Source organism: Janthinobacterium sp. HH104 (assembly GCF_001758715.1).
GTDB lineage: Bacteria > Pseudomonadota > Gammaproteobacteria > Burkholderiales > Burkholderiaceae_D > Janthinobacterium > Janthinobacterium aestuarii.
In genome coordinates, this window is sequence record NZ_LRIB01000053.1 from 76,113 (window position 1) to 97,878 (window position 21,766).

The following is a 21,766-nucleotide window of genomic DNA, read 5'->3' on the forward strand; positions in this document are numbered from 1 at the left end:
GGGCAAGGCCGGCGCGCTACTGGAAAATCATGAACCAAGTTGAAAAGAAGCATCCGGACCCCGAGCGCGCCAACACGCGCCGCAAGCAGGTCCTCGATGCGGCCGAAAGCTGTTTCAGCCGCCGCGGCTTTCACGGCGCCAGCATGGCAGAGATATCAAAAGCGGCCGGCATGAGCGCGGGCCACATCTATAATTATTTTGACAGCAAGGATGCGATCATCGCCGCCTTCGTCATGAAGAACACCGAGCGGGTGTCGAACCTGATGCAGGATCTGGCGCAGCGCGAAGACCCGTTGCAGTCCGTGATCGACAATGCGGGCGAGCACGTGCTGGAAAGCCTTGATCCGAAAACGTGGGTGATGCCGCTGGAAATTTTTGCCGAGGCCTCGCGCAATCCCGCCATTGCCGAAATGCTGCATTGTGCCGACCGGCGTTCGCGCGCCCTGTTCCTGACGATCATCCGCGACGCGCGCATCAAGCGCGGCCTGCCGGCCGACGAAGAGATGCTCGAAGGGCGCTTGAATGCCATGATCGCCATGTACCAGGGCTTGCCCGTGCGCGTGGTGCACAATCCCGACGTCAAGGTCGAACCGCTGATCGCCGGTTTCCGCATCGTCCTGACGGCGCTGCTGCTGAGTGAATAGGGCGCCTGGACGGGGCATGCAAAAAAGTTTGCGCAGTTCGATATGAATCATGCGCAAAGCATGGCAAAAACCTAAAAGCCTCTGCTATAATTCCCACCTCGTCGGGGCGTAGCGCAGCCTGGTAGCGTACATGCATGGGGTGCATGGGGTCGGAAGTTCGAATCTTCTCGCCCCGACCATTAGATTCAAGGACTTACGGCGCAAGCTGTATCAAAACCCGGCACTGTGTATTGGACATTGGTCTGATATCGGTGCCGGGTTTTTCCGTTTATAGGACGTATGATTTGCGCAGCGTTGCATGCTCATGGCTGCGATCGGCTGCCAGAAGCGGTCATTGCCAGAATTTGATTGATTATTATTTTTAGGCCTGTCTACATTTAATGTTTGGAATGTTCAAAAAGCGGCAAGCGCCGCCGCCCTCGCCTACGCACGATTCTGAAGACAGTCACTGTTTGGTTTTCATCCCTGCGCTTGTGACCGTTCTTCTCCACGCTGAAAAAACGTTGGGCAGGCCATTGACAGAGCCTGAAGCCATCGCTATCCGTGACAACGCGGTTTGCATGGCGATGCCCGTTTCGCAAGCTGAAATAATGGAGGCGAAACGCGGCTACCCGGACATCGTTGCAGAGGCTGTTTGGCCTGAGTGGCAATCGGCGCGCCTGCAACTCGGTCAATCGTGATTGTTGAGGCTCGTTACTCAGTAATCGCATAACGGTTGTTCACCTTTAGGCTGCCAATTAAGTCAGCCGGCATCTCATCCAGACTTAAAAACAAGTGCTTCCAGCGTCCGCGACGGTGCGGGAACAGCCATCCAGCGTTGACAGATGATGGCGGCTATTTGTGAAAATCGGGCTTTACTCGAGCCAGGGCAATGCCATCGGAACCCCGGAAGCCTCCGCAATCGCTTCCTTGATGTAAATACCCGTCGTTTTGCCTGACGTGGTTACCATGCGCTTTTAATGTCGCTGCGGTTCTCGCCGCGCGAGGCCGCATCCTTGGCCGCCAACGCCCGGATATCACGCAATACCACATCATCGTTCATTCCAATTCGCTCCTTCGCACGGTACCACATCGAACCGAGGCCGGAGTGGGTGTAGCCGCGTAGATGCGCAACTGCGTGGCGCCGTTCAGCGGCTGGTCGATCAGCCCGGGCACTTCGGAGTCATAGCGGCGGCGCCGGATGCGCGAGCCCATGCATGCTTGGTCAGGTTGATGGCGCCGGCCAGTACGTCCTCGCTGGCCTTGATCGTCCCTTGCACGGCCATGGCCACGCCGTCAGCGGCGCGAGCCACGGTGGGCGTCGACCAGGTGCGCGTGCTGCCGGCGCGCCGCGTGGCCCAGTTCAGCCATTCGGTGGTGAGTGTCGGCCCAAGCCGCACGCGCCTTCGCCCCGTTGATCTCGGCGATGGTGCCCAAACGGATCAGGTTTTGCAGCAAGCGGAGGAGGTCGGACAGGTCGGCGTTCATGCAGTGCATGTTGCCGAAGTCCGCGTGCGGATGCACGCGGGGACGGGTTGATAAGCGGCTTAGCGACTATGGCAATCCGTGAGGCATAAACTTATATTTCCCAAGTCGGGGGCGATGTGGCGGGTGGTCGTTTCCGCACCCTATAGCGGACCATGGAGCAGTTGAGGTTTGACTTAACGTTGATGTCTAGCGAGGTTGAAAATCATGGGTGTTGGTGCTTGTAGAGAAACCAAGTTAATACTGCCATGACAACTAGAGACAATAGCGCACTGGTCAACAGTATTCCTAGTATTCGTTTTTGGTGATGCTTTCCAATCACTACACCCAAGAGACAACCCCATGCTATTGGCAAGATCGCATAGATGACGATTGACACGACTTTTAGTAAGTTGGAGCATGATTCGCGACAAACGTTGGTCTTTGCGACGACCTCAAACGCATGAGGCACCATATCGAAGGCTATGCCAACCAAGAACCCGAGGACAATAAAAGCAATCTTTTTCACCATCATTTGACCTCGAAGAAAAGGATTAATTTCGAGTTCCGAAGATCGGAGTAAATCGGTATCCAAGGGTTATTGATTCCCAGCGTGAACCGTGCAAATGTCTCCAGCGTTCCGGTTAGGCCGTTATTCGTGAGCCGTGACCCGTTCCATAGATCGATGTGCCCACCGCTTGCGCTTGCAGGTGCTTCCCCGCTGCGAGTCCAGTAAGCATGAAACATTATTATGCCAGTACGCCCCTTGACCTTCGATTCCCAATCCTTGCCGGTGATGTTCTCGGGCTTTTTGGGCAAGCCACAAAACGGCTGTAGCTTGAGCCATTCGCTAAGTTCGTATGCCCGCGCGGCAGCGGGGGAGCCGTTCAACATGACGCGCCCCAATACTTTCGTGCCTGGCATCGGCTTTACGGTTTTTTGCGAGAAGGAAAGCATCTTGATTCCCGCCTTGTGAAAAGTCGCACTCATGCGTAGGGCGCATTGATTACTATAGTCCCCCTTGTCGCCTTCCCCTGGCTTGTATGGTGCACCACTAACATAGTTTTCCCAAAGGTCGGCGAATTTGACGACGGGAACGTCAATCTTGCACACGGAGTCCTTCGTGGTGTTCGTCTTAATCTTTGCTTGTTGTTTGAGCTCCGCTGCCATCAGCCGACCTCTTCCATTTTAGCCAGGGCAACGTCACCCCAGTAAACGGTGTATTCCTCTTCGTTATATGTTTCCACGCGGGGGAGCATGCCTTCCATCGTTGCGCGGCCAGAGAAGCGACGTCCGTCCTTGGTCTCGACAAAATACGGAATGCCACCGATTTCGCTGGCGTGAAGCTGTGGTTGTTCGTCATAGCTTTCGGCGATCTCCGAGGCCGCAGCAGACGAACGTCGAGGTAAAGCCCCCTGCGCTAATTGCGCGGCAGCCGCCGCAGTCGCATTCGAATGCTCAGCGGCTTGCCATGTGCCTGTACTCCATTCCACTGTATCGGTGAATTGGGAAGCGATAAGAACTGCGCCGCACGAGGTTTTCATTCCCGCAACCGCCACACCTCTGCCATAGAACGACGTGGTTGTTACTCCTTCGACAATTGGAAATATGCCTTTGCACTTTGGACAGTGTACCTTGTGGCCCAGATATGAGATCGGCTTGCCCATGCACAGGTCACGCGGGGATCCTTCCAATACTGTGCCGCCATGACTCGTGGTGTCGCCCTGTCGGATTATCTCAGGCATGTAATGCTTTCTAGAGAGAATGATGTTTATTTAATTATATTAAGTTCAACACCAGATTGCCTCTCGTTAAGAATATCCGTATCGCCGCCTGGAATAGCGGGAGGCCGGAACCGCCAAGAATTCCGTCGGGAAACGTCATAAGCGAGGTTTACGGTTGTATCAGCAACCCGACGTGGTTTGCTTTGCGTATTTCCACTGTCTACACGTGCCCGATAGGCTTCTGCCACTATGGCATCGGAAAACCTCTGTTTTCCGAAAGACCGCTCTTGGCGGTGGGTATCATGCGACTCTAACTCATTTGATAACTAATGTCAGTTGAAGTTTGCATTGAAGCATCTTTGTTTTGCTCCATGTGACGCAGTAGAGATTCGCGTATCGACGTCCGATCCGGCTCGCTCAAGCCCAATAGCGGCCGCTCGGGGTACTTGTAGACTGCGCCCTTCTTGCTAACGCGGTCTTGCCGGCCAAACTGATGCACATGCGCCACGCGCGCCACCCAGCCAAAGAACCCGACCTCGATCTGGTGGCCGGTCGCTTTCACTTTCAGATGTTTGGATGTGCAGATCTTGCTGAACATCGCTGCCTTCTGCCGCTTGATCCGACCATTCTTTCCCTTGAATTCCTTGCGCCGCTTGCGTGCAGGACAGGCCGCGCCATCCCGCCCTTGCTGGGCTTTGATGCGCTGCGCCTGACTGCGGCGCAGGTCGATTGCCACCTTGTGATTGATGGCGTGGCGCTGGGCGTGCACCATTCGACGAGCAGCGTCTCGCCGTCATACAGTTTCCAGAACTCGTCCGCGTAGGCCGGCATGTGCTGTATCTCGGCCAGGTGTTTGATGTCGAGGCGGCCCACCTCGCCGGTCTTGACGGCCACGCGTTCGGTCAGGTCCAGCTTGATGGAAATATCGACCGTTTCGTGGTTATTAAAATCGACCTCGAAGGCGATGCCGTGCTTGCGCCTTTCTTCGTTGGCCATCAGGTCGAGCTGGTGGACTTTCAGCCAGGCGATCAGGGCCACCACATTGCCCTCGTCGGCGAAGACCAGCAGGCGGTCATGGTTGCGCTGCAGGGCGGAGATGGCGGCGGCCATACGCGCCAAGGAAGTTTCGACACGGTGCGCATCACCGCGCCGAGCCGCCCCAGTCCTCACATCGATAAAAAAGCTTGACCTTCCAAGTGTGTCAGGTCGGATAAAGGCGATGGGAGTTGTTTCAGCTCAACAAAACCATGTCGACTCCAGTCGCGAAAGGCACAATGATGAAAGTCACACCAATAATTCTGATCCCCGCAGTGCTGGTCACCGCGCTTGCCGTCAGCGGATGCAAGCAGACGGCATCGCCTGCCGCTGCGGCCAAGCCGCCCAGCGTTCCCGTTGCCGAAGTGGTCGTTCGCCAGGCAACACCCTACGTCGAGTTCAACGGCTCGCTGACCGCCGTCAAGCGGGTTGAGTTGCGCCCGCAGGTGGCCGGCTACCTGCAGGACGTGAGCGTGCCGGAAGGCCGCTTTGTCGAGAAGGGCAGCAAGCTCTTTGTGATCGATCCGCGCGTGTTCCAGGCTGCGGTGCATGCCGCCACAGCGCGCTTGCGCGAGGCTGAGGCGGCGTCGATGCTGGCCCAGGCCGAGCATGAGCGGGCCGAACAGATGTTCGCCACGAAGATCGTCGCGCGCGACCGTCTCGACGTGGCGACGGCGGCGCTGCATGCGGGCAAGGCACAGGTCGACGCCGCCAAGGCCGCGCTCGACGCCGCGCAACTGGAGCTCGGTTTCACGCGCGTCACGGCGCCGATCAGCGGACGAGTCGGCCAAGTCCTGGTCACCGAGGGCAACTATGTCGCCAGCGGCGTGACACCCCTGACGACGATCGTTTCCATCGATCCCCTGCACGTCTATTTCGATGTCGATGAGCGTACCTATTTGCGCTCGCTCGCCGCCGGCCGGGCCAGCGCCGCTGTGCGTGGAACGCAGGCGGCCAAGGTCATGGTGGCGCTGGCCACGGACAAGACATATGTACGTCCCGGCCGTGTCGATTTCCTGGCCAACGCCGCTGACCGCGGGACGGGAACGGTGCGTGTCCGCGCCGTGGTCGACAACCCCGATGGCAAACTGACGCCCGGCCTGTTTGCCAAGGTCAGGCTGGAGACGGGGGCGCAGCAAGCCAGGGTGCTCGTTTCCGATCAATCGATAGGCACCGACCAGGGGCGCCGCTATGTGCTCGTGGTCGGCAAAGGCGACAAGACAGAGTTCCGGCCCGTCGAGCTTGGCCCGATGGTCGACGGTTTGCGCGTGATCGAGCAGGGGCTGCAGCCCGGCGAGCGCATCGTCGTCAAGGGGCTCGTGCGCCCTGGCATGCAGGTGACGCCGCAGTCGGCCGCGATTGACGGCACGCCCATCGCCGTGCCGAAAACCTCGGGAGCCGCGTGATGTCTTTCCCACGTTTCTTCATCGACCGCCCGATCTTTGCCATCGTCCTTTCGGTCCTGATGGTGCTCGCCGGTATCGTTGCCTTCTTCCAGATGCCGCTCAGCGAGTATCCTGCCGTGACGCCGCCGACCGTGCAGGTGAGCGCCGCCTATCCTGGCGCCAACCCCAAGGTGATCGCCGAAACGGTGGCGGCGCCGCTCGAGCAGGCCATCACCGGAGTCGAGGGCATGCAGTACATGTCGTCGCAATCGGCAACCGACGGCCGCATGACCTTGACCGTCACTTTCGCGCAGGGGACGAACGCCGACATGGCGCAGGTCCAGGTGCAGAACCGGGTCGCGCGCGCGCTGCCGCGTTTGCCTGAAGAAGTGCAGCGCCAGGGCGTCGTCACGCAGAAAACCTCGCCGGATATCCTGATGGTGGTGCACCTGCTGTCGCCCGACAAGCGCTACGATCCCCTGTACATATCGAATTACGCCTACCTGCAGGTGCGCGACGAGCTGTCCCGCATTCCCGGCATCAGCGACGTCCTCGTCTGGGGCGCGGGCGAATACAGCATGCGGCTGTGGCTCGATCCGAACCTGATCGCCGCACGCGGCCTGACGGCCGGCGAGGTGATTGCCGCCGTGCGCGAACAGAACGTGCAGGTGGCAGCCGGTTCCGTCGGCCAGTCTCCCGACTCCAGCGCCGCCTTCCAGGAGACGGTCAACACGCTCGGACGCTTGACCGACGAGGAACAGTTCGGCGACATCATCATCCGCACGGGCGCCGAAGGCCAGGTGACGCGCTTGCGCGACGTGGCACGCATCGAGATGGGCGCCGACGCGTATGCGCTGCGCAGCCTGCTGGACGGCGAGCCGGCCGTCGCCTTGCAAATCATTCAAAGCCCAGGCGCCAATGCGCTCGACGTTGCGCAGGCGGTACGCGATACCATGCAGCGGCTGGAGGAAAATTTCCCGGCGGGATTGAGTTCGCGCATCGCCTATGACCCGACGGTCTTTGTGCGTGCCTCGCTGGAATCGGTGGCAACAACCTTGCTCGAGGCGATCATTCTCGTCGTCATCGTGGTGGTGCTGTTCCTGCGCAACTGGCGCGCGTCGCTGATTCCTCTCATGGCGGTACCGGTATCACTGATCGGCACCTTCGCCGTCATGCATCTGATGGGCTTTTCGCTCAACACGCTATCCCTGTTCGGCCTGGTGCTGTCGATCGGCATCGTCGTCGACGACGCCATCGTGGTGGTCGAGAACGTCGAGCGCCACATCGAAAATGGCGAAGAACCCAGGCAAGCGGCAAGGCGCGCCATGGATGAGGTTACGGGCCCCATCATCGCGATCACCTCGGTGCTTGCCGCCGTGTTCATTCCGACCGCCTTCCTGAGCGGTTTGCAGGGCGAGTTCTACCGCCAGTTCGCGCTGACGATCGCCATCTCGACCATCCTGTCGGCCGTCAATTCGCTCACGCTCAGCCCGGCGCTTGCCGGCCTGCTGCTCAAGCCAGGCAAGGTCAAGGCCGAGGCCGTGCATGATCCGCGCAGCCTGCGTGGCCGCGCCGAGCGCCTGTTGCAGATGCTGGGCCGGCCGTTCCAGCGCGCGCCGGATGCCTATGGCAACACCGTGCGCAAAGTCGTCAGGGTCAGCGGCGTGGCCTTGCTCGTGTACGGCGGCTTGCTCGCGCTGACCTTCTTCGGCTTCAAGGCCGTGCCGCCGGGCTTCGTGCCGATGCAGGACAAATACTATCTGGTGGCGATCGCGCAGTTGCCCAACTCCTCATCGCTGGACCGGACCGACGCCGTCGCCAAGGAAATGTCGAAGATTGCGCTGGCCGAGCCTGGCGTTGAAAGCGTCGTCGCCTTCCCCGGCTTGTCGATCAACGGCTTCGTCAACGTGCCGAACGCGGCCGTCATGTTCGTCATGCTCGACCCGTTCAAGGCCCGCACGACGCCCGACCTCACGGCGAATGCGATTGCCGGGCGCCTGCAGGCGAAATTCGCCAGCATTCCCGACGGTTTCCTCGGCGTGTTCCCGCCGCCGCCGGTCCCCGGCCTTGGCGCGACCGGCGGTTTCAAGATGCTGGTCGAGGACCGCGGCAGTGCCGGGCTCGATGCCCTGGTGCAGCAGACGCATATCCTGATGACCAAGGCAAGCGAGTCGGGACAGGTGGCAGGCCTCATGACCAGCCTGGACGTCAATGCCCCACAGCTCGAGGTCGCCATCGACCGTACCCAGGTCAAGAGCCAGGGAGTGCGCCTGGCCGACGTGTTCGAATCGTTGCAGATCTACCTCGGTTCCCTCTACGTCAACGACTTCAACCGCTTCGGCCGGACCTACAAGGTAACGGCCCAGGCCGATGCCGAGCATCGCATGCAGGCCGAGGCCATCGGCCGCTTGCAGGTACGCAATGCGGCCGGCGACATGCTGCCCTTGTCGTCGTTTGTCACCGTCACGCCCAGTTCCGGTCCGGACCGCGTGGTTCACTACAATGGCTATCCTTCGGCCGACATCTCGGGCGGCGCGATGCCAGGCGTCAGTTCGGGGCAGGCCGTGGCGGTCATGGAACGGCTGGCGAAGGAGGTGCTGCCTGAAGGCATGAGCTTTGAGTGGACTGACCTTACCTACCAGCAAAAGCTGGCTGGCGATTCGGCGCTGTTCATCTTCCCGCTGTGCGTGCTGCTCGCCTATCTGATCCTGGCCGCGCAGTACAACAGCTGGCTGCTGCCGCTGGCCGTCCTGCTGATCGTGCCGATGTGTCTGCTGAGCGCGATCATCGGCGTGTGGCTGGCGGGCGGCGACAACAATATCTTCGTGCAGATCGGACTGATCGTGCTCGTCGGACTGGCTGCCAAGAACGCCATCCTCATTGTCGAGTTCGCACGTAGCCTGGAAATGGAAGGGGCGAGCGCGCTCGATGCCGTCATCGAGGCTTGCCGGTTGCGGCTGCGCCCCATCCTGATGACCTCGCTTGCCTTCATCGCCGGCGTCGTGCCGCTGGTTTTTGCCAGTGGCGCCGGCTCCGAGATGCGCCAGGCCATGGGGATCGCGGTGTTCGCCGGCATGCTGGGCGTGACACTGTTCGGATTGTTCCTCACGCCCGTGTTTTATGTGGTGATGCGCGCCCTGGCGGTCCGCTTCGAACGCCACAAGCCAACGACCCAGACAAGCATGCACAGGAGCGCATCATGAATCCCCCGTATCAAACAGTTGTCGTTTCTCTGAGTGCGCTGATCGTGCTGGCCGGCTGCGCGGTCGGCCCCGATTATGCGACGCCTTTGCCGCCGCCGCTGTCCGCAGCGCAGTTTTCCGGCAGCGCAGGCCAGGCCCACGCCGGTCTTGTGCCGGGGGCGGTCGAGGTGGCGTGGTGGCGCAGCTTCGACGACCCGGCGCTGGTCACCCTGATCCAGCGGGCGCTGGCGGCAAACCACGACGTCGGCATCGCTGCCGCCCGGCTCGCGGAGGCAAAAGCGCTGCTGCGTGAAGACCGGCAGGGCTTCCTGCCGCAAGGTGGCGCCGCGCTCGGGTATGAGAAGCGCCGCCTGAGCAAGGCTGAAACGCTGCCCGGCCAGCCGCGCCAGAGCGAAAGCTATCGCGGCACCGTCGATGCGTCCTGGGAGATCGACCTGTTCGGCCGCGTGCGGCGGTCCGTGGAGGCGGGCCAGGCGCAGGCGGGCTCGCGCGAAGCCTTGCTGCGCGGCGTGCAGGCGGGCGTCGCCGCCGCAGTGGCGGCCACCTGGTTCGAGCTGGGCGGCATCGAAGCTGAACTCGCTGTCGTTGCCGGCATGACCCAAAGCCAGCGCGACAGCCTGGCGCTGGTCGAACGCATGGTGAGCGCAGACTCTGCCAGCGAACTCGACCGGCTCCGTGCCGAGGCCTTGCTGCGCTCGGTGGAGGTGGCCGCGCCCGAACTGGAGCGCCGCCGCGCGGCCTCCGTCAACGCACTGGCCGTCCTGCTTGGCGAAGTGCCGCAGACGTTCAGCCTTCCCGCTGTCGCGCCGGCAAGTGACGCGCTGACGGTGCGGACGATTGCCGTGGGCGATCCTGCCGGGCTGCTCGCACGGCGCGCCGATATTGCGGCGGCCGAGCGCAACCTGGCTGCCGCGACCGCCCGCATTGGCATTGAGACGGCTGGCCTGTATCCCGAGGTCCAGGTAACGGGTTCCATCGGACTCGTCGCGGGTAGTCTCGATGCGATGGGCGACGCTGGCATGCAGTCGAGCTTCCTCGGCCCCGTCATCCGCTGGAATCTGCTCGATACGGGGCGCGTGCGTGCCCGCATCGCCGCCAGCGAGGCACGCGCCCGGGAAGCCCTGCTCGTCTACGACCGGACCGTCTTGCGTGCACTCCAGGAAACGGACGATGCCTTCAAAGCCCACGGCACGGCAGGCAGCACGCTCGGTTTGCGAATGCAGGAATCGGCGGCAACCCGCGAGGCTGCGCGTCTTGCCAGGTTGCAGTTTTCGGCAGGCGCAGGCCTCTACCTGGACGTGCTCGAAGCGGAACGGGCCGACTTTGCCAGCCGTCGTGCGCTGACCATCGCGCGCACCAACCAGCGGCTTGCCGTTGTCAGCATCTACAAGGCGCTGGGCGGCGGCTGGGAGATCTGCGCGCAGGCAAGCTACGACTGTGAAGGCGCCGGGTCGCTTCCCCGGACGAAGCAACTCGCCGGCAGGCCTTGACCTTGTTGCGCGCGGGCAGCCGCTAGGCTTCGTAGACTATCCTGTAGAGATTGCCTTTGCGCTGGATGTGTGCGAAGCCGAGTTCGCCAAGGTGCATGCCGGCGATGAGGATGTTGTCGGCGCTGACCACATCGAGCAGTGTCGAGCGTGTTTCGGCCGACAGCAGGGGATCCTGGTCGAAGGCAATGGATACGTCGGGACGCGCAATCTGGATTTGGGGGAAATGCACGATATCCCCCCAAATCAACAGACTGCGGCCACCGGATTCGATGCGATAACCGGAATGCCCTGCGGTATGCCCCGGTAGGGGCATGGCACCAATGCCAGGGAGAACTTCGTTCCCGGTAAACAAGCGCATCTTCTCACGATACTTTTCAAACACCTTCCGGGCAAACAGAAAGTTGCCGCGAGCGCGATCACTTGCCCGGCTGAGATTGCCATCGTCTTCCCAGAAAGCAACCTCGTGCTGGTGGACCACCAGCTGCGCATCGGGAAAGGCGGCTTCTCCTGACGCATCAAGCAGCCCGCCGACATGATCGGGATGCGCATGCGTCAGCAGTATCGTATCGATGTCCGAGGCTTGTACGCCAGCCAGCGCAAGATTGACTTTCAGCTTGCCGCCCCAGTGCTTGAATCCGCCCGCACCCGCATCAATCAGGATTGTGCGGCCACGGCCGCGCACCAGGTAGCAGTTGATATGGATGGAAGAGGGATCGTTCACCCCCGCGTCTTGCTGCAATTTTGACGCATGCATCACATCGATATTGGAGAGCAAATCCAGACTGGCGGACAGGTAGCCGTCACTGATGGCCGTGATCGAAAACTCGCCTATCTGCTGGCTGGGAAATGGTATGTGGTTCATTGCCGTATTCCTATCTGATAATCAATTGCGTGCATGAATGGCCTGGGTCGCATAGCCAAAACAGCGGATGCGTGCGGCAAGGCCGGTATTTGCTTTGATGATGCCCTCCAGCCTTTCCATGAACACATCCATGACTGCTTTCGTCCTGAACGGTACAAGCCGGTATTGGATTTCCGCATAGGCCGGATTCCCCCGGCCATGACGGACACCGACATAGATGATGTGCACGTTCTCCAGCGCAGCTTCAAGCATCCCTGTGCAGAGTTCGGTACATTGGTCGGTGAGTGCCGCCAGATTTGCATCCGGCGGCATCTTTTCTGTTGGCATGAAAATCGTCACGTTGGGCATGTGGGCTCTACCGCGAAATGTGCGCAGCGATGTCGCTGCCATTCGTCAACTGACCGGTCATGGGCGCATACAGATGGACGCCCTCCGGCAGCTGATGCATGCCGGGATCAGTGGCGCGCCCCATCTTCGCCACCCATCGATATTCAGGAAACCTTTCCAATGCGACAGCCTGCATCCGACAGGGAGCGAGGCCCATGTCGATAAGCGGCTCCGGGCCGACCGTACTCGTCACCAGATAGTCGTGTTCGCCGATGGCCGGTGCGCGCTCAAGGCCGGCATACAGATTGCGGTGCCAGTCGGTGATGTGCTGCTGCCAGCGCGCGAAATTGCCGCCGCCTTTCTGGCGATACTCCTGTCCCTGAAGCACATCGAGACTGTCGATCGTATGCATGGCGAGGTAGACAGGGCATCCGGCGCTCAAGGCCTTGAAGCGCTGCGAGGTATGGAAGCCGTTTACCGAAATGAGCGCGGGCAGTTTTTCCAGGCTATAAAAATGATTCCACTGCGCTTCGCTGGCGGGATCGGCAAAGCTGCATTCGACTGTATATATCATGAGATCGCTCGTGACCGGACGCTTTGCGCACCGGCCTTCCTTGTTGATGTTCAGTCATTGTGTACCCTGAATTTATCCTTATAAATCGATTTTTTGGTATCCTTCCATGATTAAACATCAAGGTGAGCCGCTAACCTGGCTCTGAGTCAGGAACTCTCATGCGCCGCAAGATCCCCAGCAACGCCGCATTGATGGCCTTCGAGGCCGCTGCCCGCCATGGCAGTTTCGCCCGGGCGGCGGCGGAGTTGTCGCTGACGGAAGGGGCCATCAGCCGGCAGATTGGCCGGCTCGAAGTCTTTCTTGGCGTTACCTTGTTTGAACGAGTCGGCAATCGTGTCCGGCTATTGCCGAACGGGGAGCGTTATGCGGCGCAAGTGCGCGAGTCGCTCGACCGGCTGGAGCGAGACAGCCAGTATCTGATGGGACAGCCCATCGATGGCGCAAGCCTCGACATTGCCGTCATCCCGACGTTCGCCATGCGGTGGCTGATTCCCCGTTTGCCACAATTCCAGCAGCAGCATCCGAACATCACTGTGCATCTCACCGAACGCATGCACCCCTTCGTTCTTGCCGGCAGCGGCTTCGATGCCGCCATCCATTTCGAGCATCCGGCCTGGACAGGAATGCGTACGTATCCGTTGCTGCATGAGGTGCTGGTGCCAGTTTGTCATCCTGCACTTCTGAAAGAGGGCAAAGGATCAACCGCACTGGATACGCTGCCGCGTCTGCATCGGCGGCAGAATCCGGATGCCTGGGAACGTTATTCCCGGGAAACGGGAGTCGCGCTGAACAATCCTGCAACCGGTGCGCGCTACGATCTGCATGCCATGCTGATCGAGGCGGCATTGGCCGGCCTCGGCGTCGCCCTGGTGCCGCGCCTTTACGTGGAAACGGAGCTGGCGCAAGGCCGCTTGGCCGCTCCATGGCCCGATGGAAAAACCATCTCCAAGACCTTTTGCATCGTCCTTCCCGAGCCCATCGGCTTGAGCGGAAAACCCATCCAGACATTCACGCAATGGATACTGGCCGAGGCGAAGCAAACAACGATGGCTGCGCCGCAGACCTAGTCCATCAAGCGCAGCCCAGCGTTGGGATGGTCGTCCGCATCGCATTCCATACTCCCTTTCTCGCATTCCATCCCCCGATTCGCGTCTCCCATCACTGTCATCAACCTGGCGATATGGCTTTGGCCTATGATGTGCTGGCACATGCATAATTATTATGTTTTCCCTTCATCCCACAACCATGAGGTGTCCATGATTCGCTATGTCCTGCCTGTCCTGTTGTTCGCCGCCGTACTGCCGGCGCACGCCCAAGCCCCTGCCAATGACACGCCGCTGATCGAGCGGGCCAAGCTGTTCGGCAATCCCAGCAAGTCCGGCGGCAAGCTCAGTCCTGATGGGCAGTGGCTGTCGTGGATCGCGCCGCGCGATGGCGTGCTCAATGTGTGGGTGGCGCCGGCCGGCGACCTGGCGCAGGCGCGCCCGTTGACGGAAGAAAAGGTGCGGCCCATCCGCAGCAGCTTCTGGTCGCCCGATTCGAAAACCCTGCTGTTCATCCAGGACAAGGGTGGCGACGAGAATTTCCTGCTGTACGGCGTGAACGTGGCGAGCGGCAAGCAGATCAACTACACACCGTTCGAGAAGACGCGTGTGCGGATCGTCCAGATCAGCAGCAAGGTGAAGGACCGCATCCTCGTCGGCATCAATAATCGCGATGCGCGCTGGCACGACGTGTACAGCCTGGACCTGGCCAGCGGCAAGCTGACACTGGTACAGCAGAACGATGGCTATGGCGGCTACCTGGCCGATGAACTGCTCAATTTGCGCATCGCCAGCAAGGCGCGCGCCGATGGCGGCATGCAGTATTTCCGCCTGGCGGACGGCAAGGTCGAGAGCACGCCACTGGCCGAAGTGGCCCTGGAAGACTCGCAGACGACGGCGCCGCTGGCCTTCACGGTCGACGGCAAGACCCTGTACTGGACCGATTCGCGCGGCCGCAATACCTCGGCGCTGCTGGCGCAGGACGTGGCCAGCGGCAAGAGCACGGTCGTGGCGCAAGACCCGCGCTCCGACATCGCCGATGCGTTGTACGACACGCGCACGGGCCAGGTGCAGGCCTATACGGTCAATTATCTGCAGCAGGAATATCTGCCGCTGACGAACGAGTTGAAAGCCGACCTGGCTTTCCTGAAGAAAAACACGCAGGGCCAGTTCACGGTGACGTCGCGCACGGATGCCGATGACAAGTGGCTGGTGAATGTCGACGCCGTCACGGCGCCGCCATCGAGCTGGCTGTACGAGCGCAAGACCAAGAAGCTCACGCGTTTATATGTGACCCGGCCCGAACTGGAAGGCGCGCCGCTGGTGCCCATGTATCCGCAGCAACTCAAGGCGCGCGACGGCCTGACCTTGGTGTCCTATCTGACCTTGCCGCAGGCGTCGAAGGCGACGTCCGATGGCAAGGCCACGCAGGCGGTGCCGATGGTGCTGCTGGTGCATGGCGGCCCTTGGGCGCGCGACACCTATGGCTACAACGGCTACCACCAGTGGCTGGCCAACCGCGGCTACGCCGTGCTGTCCGTGAACTTCCGCGGCTCGACGGGCTTCGGCAAGCAGTTCATCTCGGCCGGCGACCTGCAGTGGGGCCGCAAGATGCATGACGACTTGCTCGACGCCGTGCAGTGGGCCGTCAAGAGCGGCGTGACCACGGCCGACAAGGTCGCCATCATGGGCGGATCGTACGGCGGCTACGCCACCCTGGCCGGCATGGCGTTCACGCCGACGACGTTTGCCTGCGGCGTCGACATCGTCGGCCCGTCGAATCTGTTTACCCTGCTGCAAACCATCCCGCCGTACTGGGAAGCGGGCAAGCAGCAGTTCTACAAGCGCATGGGCGACCCGACCACGGAAGAGGGCAAGGCGCTGCTGAAGGAGCGCTCGCCGCTGAACTTTGCGCAGAACATCCAGCGTCCGCTGCTGATCGGCCAGGGCGCCAACGATCCACGCGTCAACGTGGCCGAATCGGACCAGATCGTGGCGGCCATGGCGGCGAAGAATATCCCCGTCACGTATGTGCTGTTCCCCGACGAGGGTCATGGCTTTGCCCGGCCCGTGAACAACATCGCCTTCAATGCCGTGACGGAGAACTTCCTGGGCCAATGCCTGGCTGGCCGTGCCGAGCCGATTGGCGCCACCCTGAAGGCGTCCACGGCGCAGATCAAGCATGGCGCCGAGTTCGCGCCGGGCTTGCAGCAAGCCATGCAGTAAGCGGCCACCAAGTGGCGCGGCCTGCCGGGCAAACTGCCTGGCAGGCCATGCCGCCCGCCGGCAAGAAATTCTGTGCGCGTGGCTTGCAAGATGACAGTCTCCGGCGTTGCGTGCATACAACTGACTTTGGGGTGCGCAAGGCCAATTCGCTGCCCCCACGCCCGATGAACCACTGGCATGACACACGGCGAGTTGGTCAATCCAGCCCTCCATGAGGCATTCTCTTTCAATTCTGTTGCCAGATAAATACACCATTTCAACAATAATTGTTTTTCGTTAAAAAACTTCCCTATTTGATAATATCTCGCAGTTACTTTCCTTGTAAGTCGTAGTAGCATAGATTGACGTAAAGCAAGGTTCAATCATGCTGGGAAGCCATCTTCAGGCCTGTTGAAGGTTGCTGTTATCGGCGTGCAGGTTTGCCATGACCGTTATCCGTACAAGGTCCAGCGTCAAGATAAATGTATCGAGGGAAGACAAATGTTTCTAAATTTCACGAAATTTGGATGGCTGTTCACGCCTGTCCGCGGTGTTGACGGCTGCATTGCCGGGATCCATGGCGCGCCGCCAGCTCAAGGCTTGGGGCCATCGTGGCTGATGCGCCTGGTGGGAACCCTGCTGTTTCTTTTGCTGTCCCTCTTATCCAGCCAGGCTTCCGCCGCCAGCACCTGCCCGAGCCCGCGCGCCGTCAGCATCGTCGCGGGGGGCGAGTATTACGAGGATTACACCAATGCGCCTTGCTCCCAGTTCGGCCTGACGGGCACTCTGGTGGCGCCGCTGTATGGCACGCTGGAAGATTCGAATGCCACGAATGCCGTGCGCTACCGGAATACCAATCTCAGCGCGACCTCGGACACGTTTACCGTCAGGGACGATGTGGGGCAGCCCATCGTGTACAACGTCACGATCACCTCCGCCATCGTGCTGGCGCCGGCCACCGTGCCGAATGCCACGGTGGCCCAGCCTTACTCCACGACAACCGTGACGGCGACGGGTGGCGCGGCGCCGTACACCTATGCCATCAGCGCTGGCGCCTTGCCGGCTGGCATGAGCTTGAGTGGCGGCGGTGTACTGTCGGGTACGCCGACAGCGGGCGGCACCTTCAACTTCACCGTGCGCGCCACGGACTCGCTGGCCGTCAATGGCACGCGCGCCTATACCTTGACGGTCTCCGCGCCCACCATCGCCATCCTGCCGACGACCCTGCCGGCAATGACAGCCGGTCTCGCCTACAGCCAGACGATAGCCGCCAGCGGCGGCACCGGCACGTACACCTATGCCAGAACGGCCGGCAGCCTGCCCGCAGGCTTGACCCTGGCATCGAACGGCACCCTGTCCGGCACGCCCACGGCGGCCGGTGCCTACAGCTTTACTGTGACGGCCACTGACAGCAGCACCGGCGCCGGACCATACTCGGGCGCACGCGCCTATTCCGGCACGGTGGCTGCCGGTGCGCCGACGGCCGGTGCTGTCAGCGCCACAGTGGCCTACGGCAGCAGCGCCAACCCGATCACCCTGAACCTGGGCGGCGGTGCGGCGACGTCCGTGGCGGTGGCGTCCGCCGCCAGCAACGGCACGGCAAGTGCCAGCGGCACCAGCATCACCTATACACCGACGGCAGGTTACGGCGGGCCGGACAGCTTTACCTACACGGCATCGAACGGCATCGGCACCTCGACGCCGGCCACCGTGACGATCACGGTCAGCGGACCGACCATCACGCTTGCGCCAAGCACCGTGCCGGCGGCAACTGTGGGGACGGCCTACAGCCAGAGCGTGACCGCCGCGAACGGCGGCGCGCCATACACTTACGCGATCAGCGCCGGCGCCTTGCCAGCCGGGTTGAGTTTGAATACCTCCACCGGTTTGCTGTCGGGTACGCCGACGGCGGGCGGTACCTTCAACTTCACCGTGCGCGCTACGGACAGTTCGACGGGCAGCGGCCCGTATTCGGGCGCGCGCGGCTATTCGCTGACGGTGTCGGCAGCAACCGTCACCATCGCGCCGACGACCTTGCCGGCCATGACGGCAGGTCTCGCCTATAGCCAGAGCATTACGGCCGCCGGTGGCACGGCGCCACATAGCTACGCCATCACTGCAGGCAGCCTGCCGGCGGGCTTGATCCTGGCGGCGGACGGCACCTTGTCCGGCACGCCCACGGCGACCGGCGCCTACAGTTTTACCGTCACCGCGATCGACAGCAGCGGCGGCTCCGGCCCCTATTCGGGAGCGCGCGCGTATTCCGGCACGGTAGCTGTTGGTGCGCCCGTTGCCGGTAATGTCAGCGCGACGGTGTCGTATGGCAGCAGCACCAATCCGATCACCCTGAACCTGAGTGGGGGCGCGGCAACTTCGGTGGCGGTGGCGTCCGCCGCCAGCCATGGCACGGCGACATCCAACGGCACCAGCATTACCTATACGCCGACGGCCGGCTACGGCGGACCGGACAGCTTTACCTATACGGCCAGCAACGGCGTGGGTACCTCGGCGCCGGCCACTGTGACGATCACGGTTGGCGGACCCACCATCACGATTACGCCAAGCACCGTGCCCGCGGCAACTGTGGGGACGGCGTATAGCGAGAACGTGACCGCCGCGAACGGCGCCGCGCCATATATTTACGCGATCAGCGCCGGTGCCCTGCCGGCCGGGGTGAGTCTGAATACCGCCACGGGTTTGCTCTCGGGCACGCCGACGGCGGCAGGCACGTTCAATTTCACCGTGCGCGCCGAGGACAGTTCGACGGGCAGCGGCCCGTATGCTGGTGCGCGTTCCTATTCGCTGACGGTGGCGGCACCAACGATCAGCATCGCGCCGTCGACCCTGCCGGCCATGACGGCAGGCGTCGCTTTCAGCCAGGGCGTCACCCCCACGGGCGGCACGGCAGCGTATAGCTATGCCGTTACCGCCGGCAGCTTGCCCACCGGCTTGACCCTGGCGGCGGACGGTACTCTGTCCGGCACGCCGGCGGCAGCGGGCGCTTACAGCTTCACCATTACCGCCACCGACAGCAGCACCGGCGCAGGCGCTCCCTTCTCTGGCTCACGCGCCTATTCCGGCAGCGTGGCACCGGGTGCGCCCATTGCCGGCAATGTCAGCGCCACGGTAGCCTACGGCAGCAGCGCCAACCCGATCACCTTGAGCCTGAGCGGTGGCGCGGCAACCTCGGTGGCGGTGGCATCTGCCGCCAGCCATGGCACGGCGACGGCCAGCGGCACCAGCATTACCTACACGCCGACGCCAGGCTACGGCGGGCCGGACAGCTTTAGCTACACGGCCAGCAACGGCATAGGCACCTCGGCGCCTGCCACCGTGACGATCACGGTTGGCGGCCCCACCATCGTCCTTGCGCCAAGCACCGTTCCTGCGGCAACTGTGGGGACGGCGTATAGCCAGAGCGTGACCGCCGCGAACGGCACCACGCCATACACCTACACCATCAGCGCCGGCACCTTGCCGGCCGGAGTCAGCCTGAATACTGCCACCGGTCTGCTGTCGGGCACACCGACTGCTGTTGGCACCTTCAACTTTACCGTGCTTGCCACGGACAGTTCGACGGGCAGCGGCCCATATACTGGCGCGCGTGCGTACTCGCTGACGGTGGCTGCGCCAACGATCAGCATCGCGCCGTCTGCCTTGCCGGCCATGACTGCCGGCGTTGCCTTCAGCCAGGGCGTCAGCGCCACCGGCGGCACGGCAGCGTATAGCTATGCCGTTACCGCCGGCAGCTTGCCCACCGGCTTGACCCTGGCGGCGGACGGCACCCTGTCCGGTACGCCGGCGGCGGCGGGCGCATACAGCTTCACCATCACCGCTACCGACAGCAGCACTGGCGCAGGCGCTCCCTTCTCTGGCTCGCGCGCCTATTCCGGCAGCGTGGCACCGGGTGCACCCATTGCCGGCGCCGTCAGCGCCACGGTGGCCTACGGCAGCAGCGCCAATCCGATCACCTTGAGCCTGAGCGGCGGCGCGGCAAGCTCGGTGGCGGTGGCATCCGCCGCCAGCCATGGCACGGCGACGGCCAGCGGCACCAGCATCACCTATACGCCGACGGCCGGTTACGGCGGGTCAGACAGCTTTACCTACACGGCCACCAACGGCATCGGCACCTCGACGGCGGCCACCGTGACGATCACCGTGGGCACGCCGACGGTGACGATTGTGCAAACCAGCGTAGCTAGTGCCACAGTCGGTGCGGCCTACAGCCAGACCCTGACGGCCGCGAACGGTCTTGCACCCTACACCTATGCCGTCAGCGCGGGCGCCTTGCCGGCCGGCGTGACCTTGTCCAATGCCGGTCTGCTGGCGGGTACGCCGACGGCGGGCGGTACCTTCAACTTTACCGTGCGCGCCACGGACAGTTCGACGGGCAGCGGTCCGTATGCCGGTACGCGGGCGTACTCGCTGACCGTGGCAGTGCCAGCGATCAGCGTCGCCCCGGCGGCTTTGCCTGCCATGACGGCCGGCGTCGCCTTCAGCCAGGGCGTCACCGCCACTGGCGGCACGTCGCCGTATGGCTATGCCGTCACTGCCGGCAGTTTGCCCACCGGCTTGACCCTGGAGGCGAACGGGACCCTGTCCGGCACGCCGACGGTGGCGGGTGCGTACAGCTTCAGCATCACGGCCACAGACAGCAGCAGCGGCAGCGGACCATATACCGGTGTCCGTGCCTATACCGGCACGGTGGCGGTCGCCGTGCCTGTCGCCGGCGCCGTCACCACGACGGTGGCCTACGGCAGCAGCGCCAATCCGATCACCTTGAACCTGGGCGGCGGCGCGGCGGCCTCGGTAGCCGTGGCATCGCCACCCGCACATGGCACGGCGACGGCCAGCGGCACGAGCATCAGCTACACGCCGACGACGGGCTACGGGGGCAGCGACAGCTTTACCTATACGGCCACGAATGGCAGCGGCACTTCGGCACCGGCCACCGTGATGGTCACCGTGGGCGCGCCCGCCGTCAGCCTGATCCCGGCCACCTTGCCCAATCCCGTGGCGGAATCCCCCTACAGTGTCAGCGTCACGGCGACGGGCGGCATGGCGCCCTATACCTACAGCGTGACCAGCGGCAGCCTGCCTGCCGGCTTGACCCTGAATGCATCGACCGGCGTACTGTCCGGCACGACGAATGTGGCGGGCAGTTTCCCGTTCAGCATCAAGGTCACGGACAGCAGCACGGGGGCAGGGGCGCCGTTCAGCGCCACCAACAGCTACACCCTGAGCGTCGGCGCGCCAACCATCACCGTGACGCCAGCCACCTTGCCGGCAGCGACAGCGGCCACGGCGTACAGCCGGCAACTGACGGCCAATGGCGGCGTCGCTCCGTATGCCTATACGGTGTCGAGCGGCAGCCTGCCTGCCGGCCTGACTCTGAGCGGTAGCGGCTTGCTCAGCGGTACGCCAACGGCGGCCGGCAGTTTTACGTTGACCGTGCAGGCGGAAGATGCGCACCAGTTCACCGGCACGCAAAGCTATACGCTGACGGTCGCGTCAGCCACGGTCAGCCTGACCCCGGCCAGCTTGCCCAACCTGACGGCCGAAGCGGCCTACAGCGCGACCCTGACGGCGACGGGCGGCACGGCACCCTACAGCTTCGCCGTGATTGGTTCGCTGCCAGCGGGCCTGAGCCTGAACGCATCCACCGGCGTGCTGTCCGGCACGACGAATGTGGCGGGCAGTTTCCCGTTCAGCATCAAGGTCACGGACAGCAGCACGGGCGTGGGGGCGCCGTTCAGCGCCACCAACAGCTATACCTTGGCCGTCGCGGCGCCCACCTTGACCCTGACGCCGGCCAGCCTGGCGGCGATCCG

General features: G+C 62.6%; 14 protein-coding genes, 1 tRNA gene and 2 pseudogenes. 8 read left to right on the forward strand and 9 right to left on the reverse strand.

Annotation, left to right across the window (positions count from 1 at the left end):
* Positions 1 to 29: 29 nt before the first annotated feature.
* Entirely contained in the window at positions 30 to 644 is a 615-nt protein-coding gene (locus JAB6_RS24550) for a TetR/AcrR family transcriptional regulator (protein WP_034752166.1), read from the forward strand.
* A gap of 102 nt (positions 645 to 746) precedes the next feature.
* Positions 747 to 823: transfer RNA gene (locus JAB6_RS24555), tRNA-Pro, on the forward strand.
* A gap of 916 nt (positions 824 to 1,739) precedes the next feature.
* On the opposite strand, the pseudogene JAB6_RS29775 reads toward JAB6_RS24555, so the two are convergent.
* From JAB6_RS29775 to JAB6_RS29960, 6 genes and pseudogenes are all read right to left on the reverse strand, one after another.
* Positions 1,740 to 1,838, reverse strand: a pseudogene (locus tag JAB6_RS29775) (oxidoreductase); the annotation flags it as partial.
* An 81-nt stretch (positions 1,839 to 1,919) separates the two neighbouring features.
* The gene (locus JAB6_RS29780) at positions 1,920 to 2,111 is read right to left on the reverse strand and encodes a hypothetical protein (protein WP_254671795.1); all 192 of its coding nucleotides are present in this window, start codon (positions 2,109 to 2,111) and stop codon (positions 1,920 to 1,922) included.
* A 507-nt stretch (positions 2,112 to 2,618) separates the two neighbouring features.
* On the reverse strand, positions 2,619 to 3,257 hold the full coding sequence (locus JAB6_RS24570) for a T6SS effector amidase Tae4 family protein (RefSeq protein ID WP_081367942.1): 639 nt from the start codon (positions 3,255 to 3,257) through the stop codon (positions 2,619 to 2,621).
* Positions 3,257 to 3,832: a PAAR domain-containing protein gene (locus tag JAB6_RS29785; protein WP_072452529.1), complete on the reverse strand. Its 576-nt coding sequence runs from the start codon at positions 3,830 to 3,832 to the stop codon at positions 3,257 to 3,259. The genes JAB6_RS24570 and JAB6_RS29785 overlap by 1 nt, the downstream gene beginning before the upstream one ends.
* Before the next feature lie 289 nt (positions 3,833 to 4,121).
* Complete coding sequence (locus tag JAB6_RS24580) at positions 4,122 to 4,583, reverse strand: phage virion morphogenesis protein (protein ID WP_070305240.1); 462 nt, start codon at positions 4,581 to 4,583, stop codon at positions 4,122 to 4,124.
* Positions 4,584 to 4,711: 128 nt separating this feature from the next.
* A pseudogene (locus JAB6_RS29960) lies at positions 4,712 to 4,921 on the reverse strand (phage tail protein); the annotation flags it as partial.
* Positions 4,922 to 5,085: 164 nt separating this feature from the next.
* On the opposite strand from JAB6_RS29960, the gene JAB6_RS24590 reads away from it, so the two are divergent.
* Genes JAB6_RS24590 through JAB6_RS24600 form a run of 3 tightly spaced genes read left to right on the forward strand, consistent with a single transcriptional unit; the run spans position 5,086 to position 10,924 of the window.
* The gene (locus JAB6_RS24590) at positions 5,086 to 6,252 is read left to right on the forward strand and encodes an efflux RND transporter periplasmic adaptor subunit (RefSeq protein WP_302622678.1); all 1,167 of its coding nucleotides are present in this window, start codon (positions 5,086 to 5,088) and stop codon (positions 6,250 to 6,252) included.
* On the forward strand, positions 6,252 to 9,434 hold the full coding sequence (locus tag JAB6_RS24595; protein WP_070305245.1) for an efflux RND transporter permease subunit: 3,183 nt from the start codon (positions 6,252 to 6,254) through the stop codon (positions 9,432 to 9,434). The genes JAB6_RS24590 and JAB6_RS24595 overlap by 1 nt, the downstream gene beginning before the upstream one ends.
* A complete protein-coding gene (locus tag JAB6_RS24600; RefSeq protein WP_070305247.1) occupies positions 9,431 to 10,924 on the forward strand; it encodes an efflux transporter outer membrane subunit in 1,494 nt (497 codons plus the stop codon). Before JAB6_RS24595 ends, JAB6_RS24600 begins: the two co-directional genes overlap by 4 nt.
* Positions 10,925 to 10,946: 22 nt before the next feature.
* Here JAB6_RS24600 and JAB6_RS24605 read toward each other — a convergent pair whose 3' ends face one another.
* Genes JAB6_RS24605 through JAB6_RS24615 form a run of 3 tightly spaced genes read right to left on the reverse strand, consistent with a single transcriptional unit; the run spans position 10,947 to position 12,687 of the window.
* On the reverse strand, positions 10,947 to 11,786 hold the full coding sequence (locus JAB6_RS24605) for an MBL fold metallo-hydrolase (RefSeq protein WP_070305249.1): 840 nt from the start codon (positions 11,784 to 11,786) through the stop codon (positions 10,947 to 10,949).
* 21 nt (positions 11,787 to 11,807) lie between these two features.
* Positions 11,808 to 12,134 (reverse strand): hypothetical protein, encoded by a 327-nt coding sequence (locus JAB6_RS24610; RefSeq protein WP_034752124.1) that lies wholly within the window; start codon positions 12,132 to 12,134, stop codon positions 11,808 to 11,810.
* A gap of 7 nt (positions 12,135 to 12,141) precedes the next feature.
* Entirely contained in the window at positions 12,142 to 12,687 is a 546-nt protein-coding gene (locus tag JAB6_RS24615; protein ID WP_070305251.1) for a sugar ABC transporter, read from the reverse strand.
* Positions 12,688 to 12,845: 158 nt separating this feature from the next.
* Between JAB6_RS24615 and JAB6_RS24620 the strand changes: the two genes are divergently transcribed.
* From JAB6_RS24620 to JAB6_RS24630, 3 genes are all read left to right on the forward strand, one after another.
* A complete protein-coding gene (locus JAB6_RS24620; RefSeq protein ID WP_070305253.1) occupies positions 12,846 to 13,754 on the forward strand; it encodes a LysR substrate-binding domain-containing protein in 909 nt (302 codons plus the stop codon).
* Between the two features lie 189 nt (positions 13,755 to 13,943).
* Entirely contained in the window at positions 13,944 to 15,956 is a 2,013-nt protein-coding gene (locus tag JAB6_RS24625) for a S9 family peptidase (protein WP_070305255.1), read from the forward strand.
* 480 nt (positions 15,957 to 16,436) lie between these two features.
* Positions 16,437 to 21,766, forward strand: a 5,330-nt coding sequence (locus JAB6_RS24630; RefSeq protein WP_139143497.1) for an S-layer family protein, incomplete at its 3' end; no start/stop codon positions are given.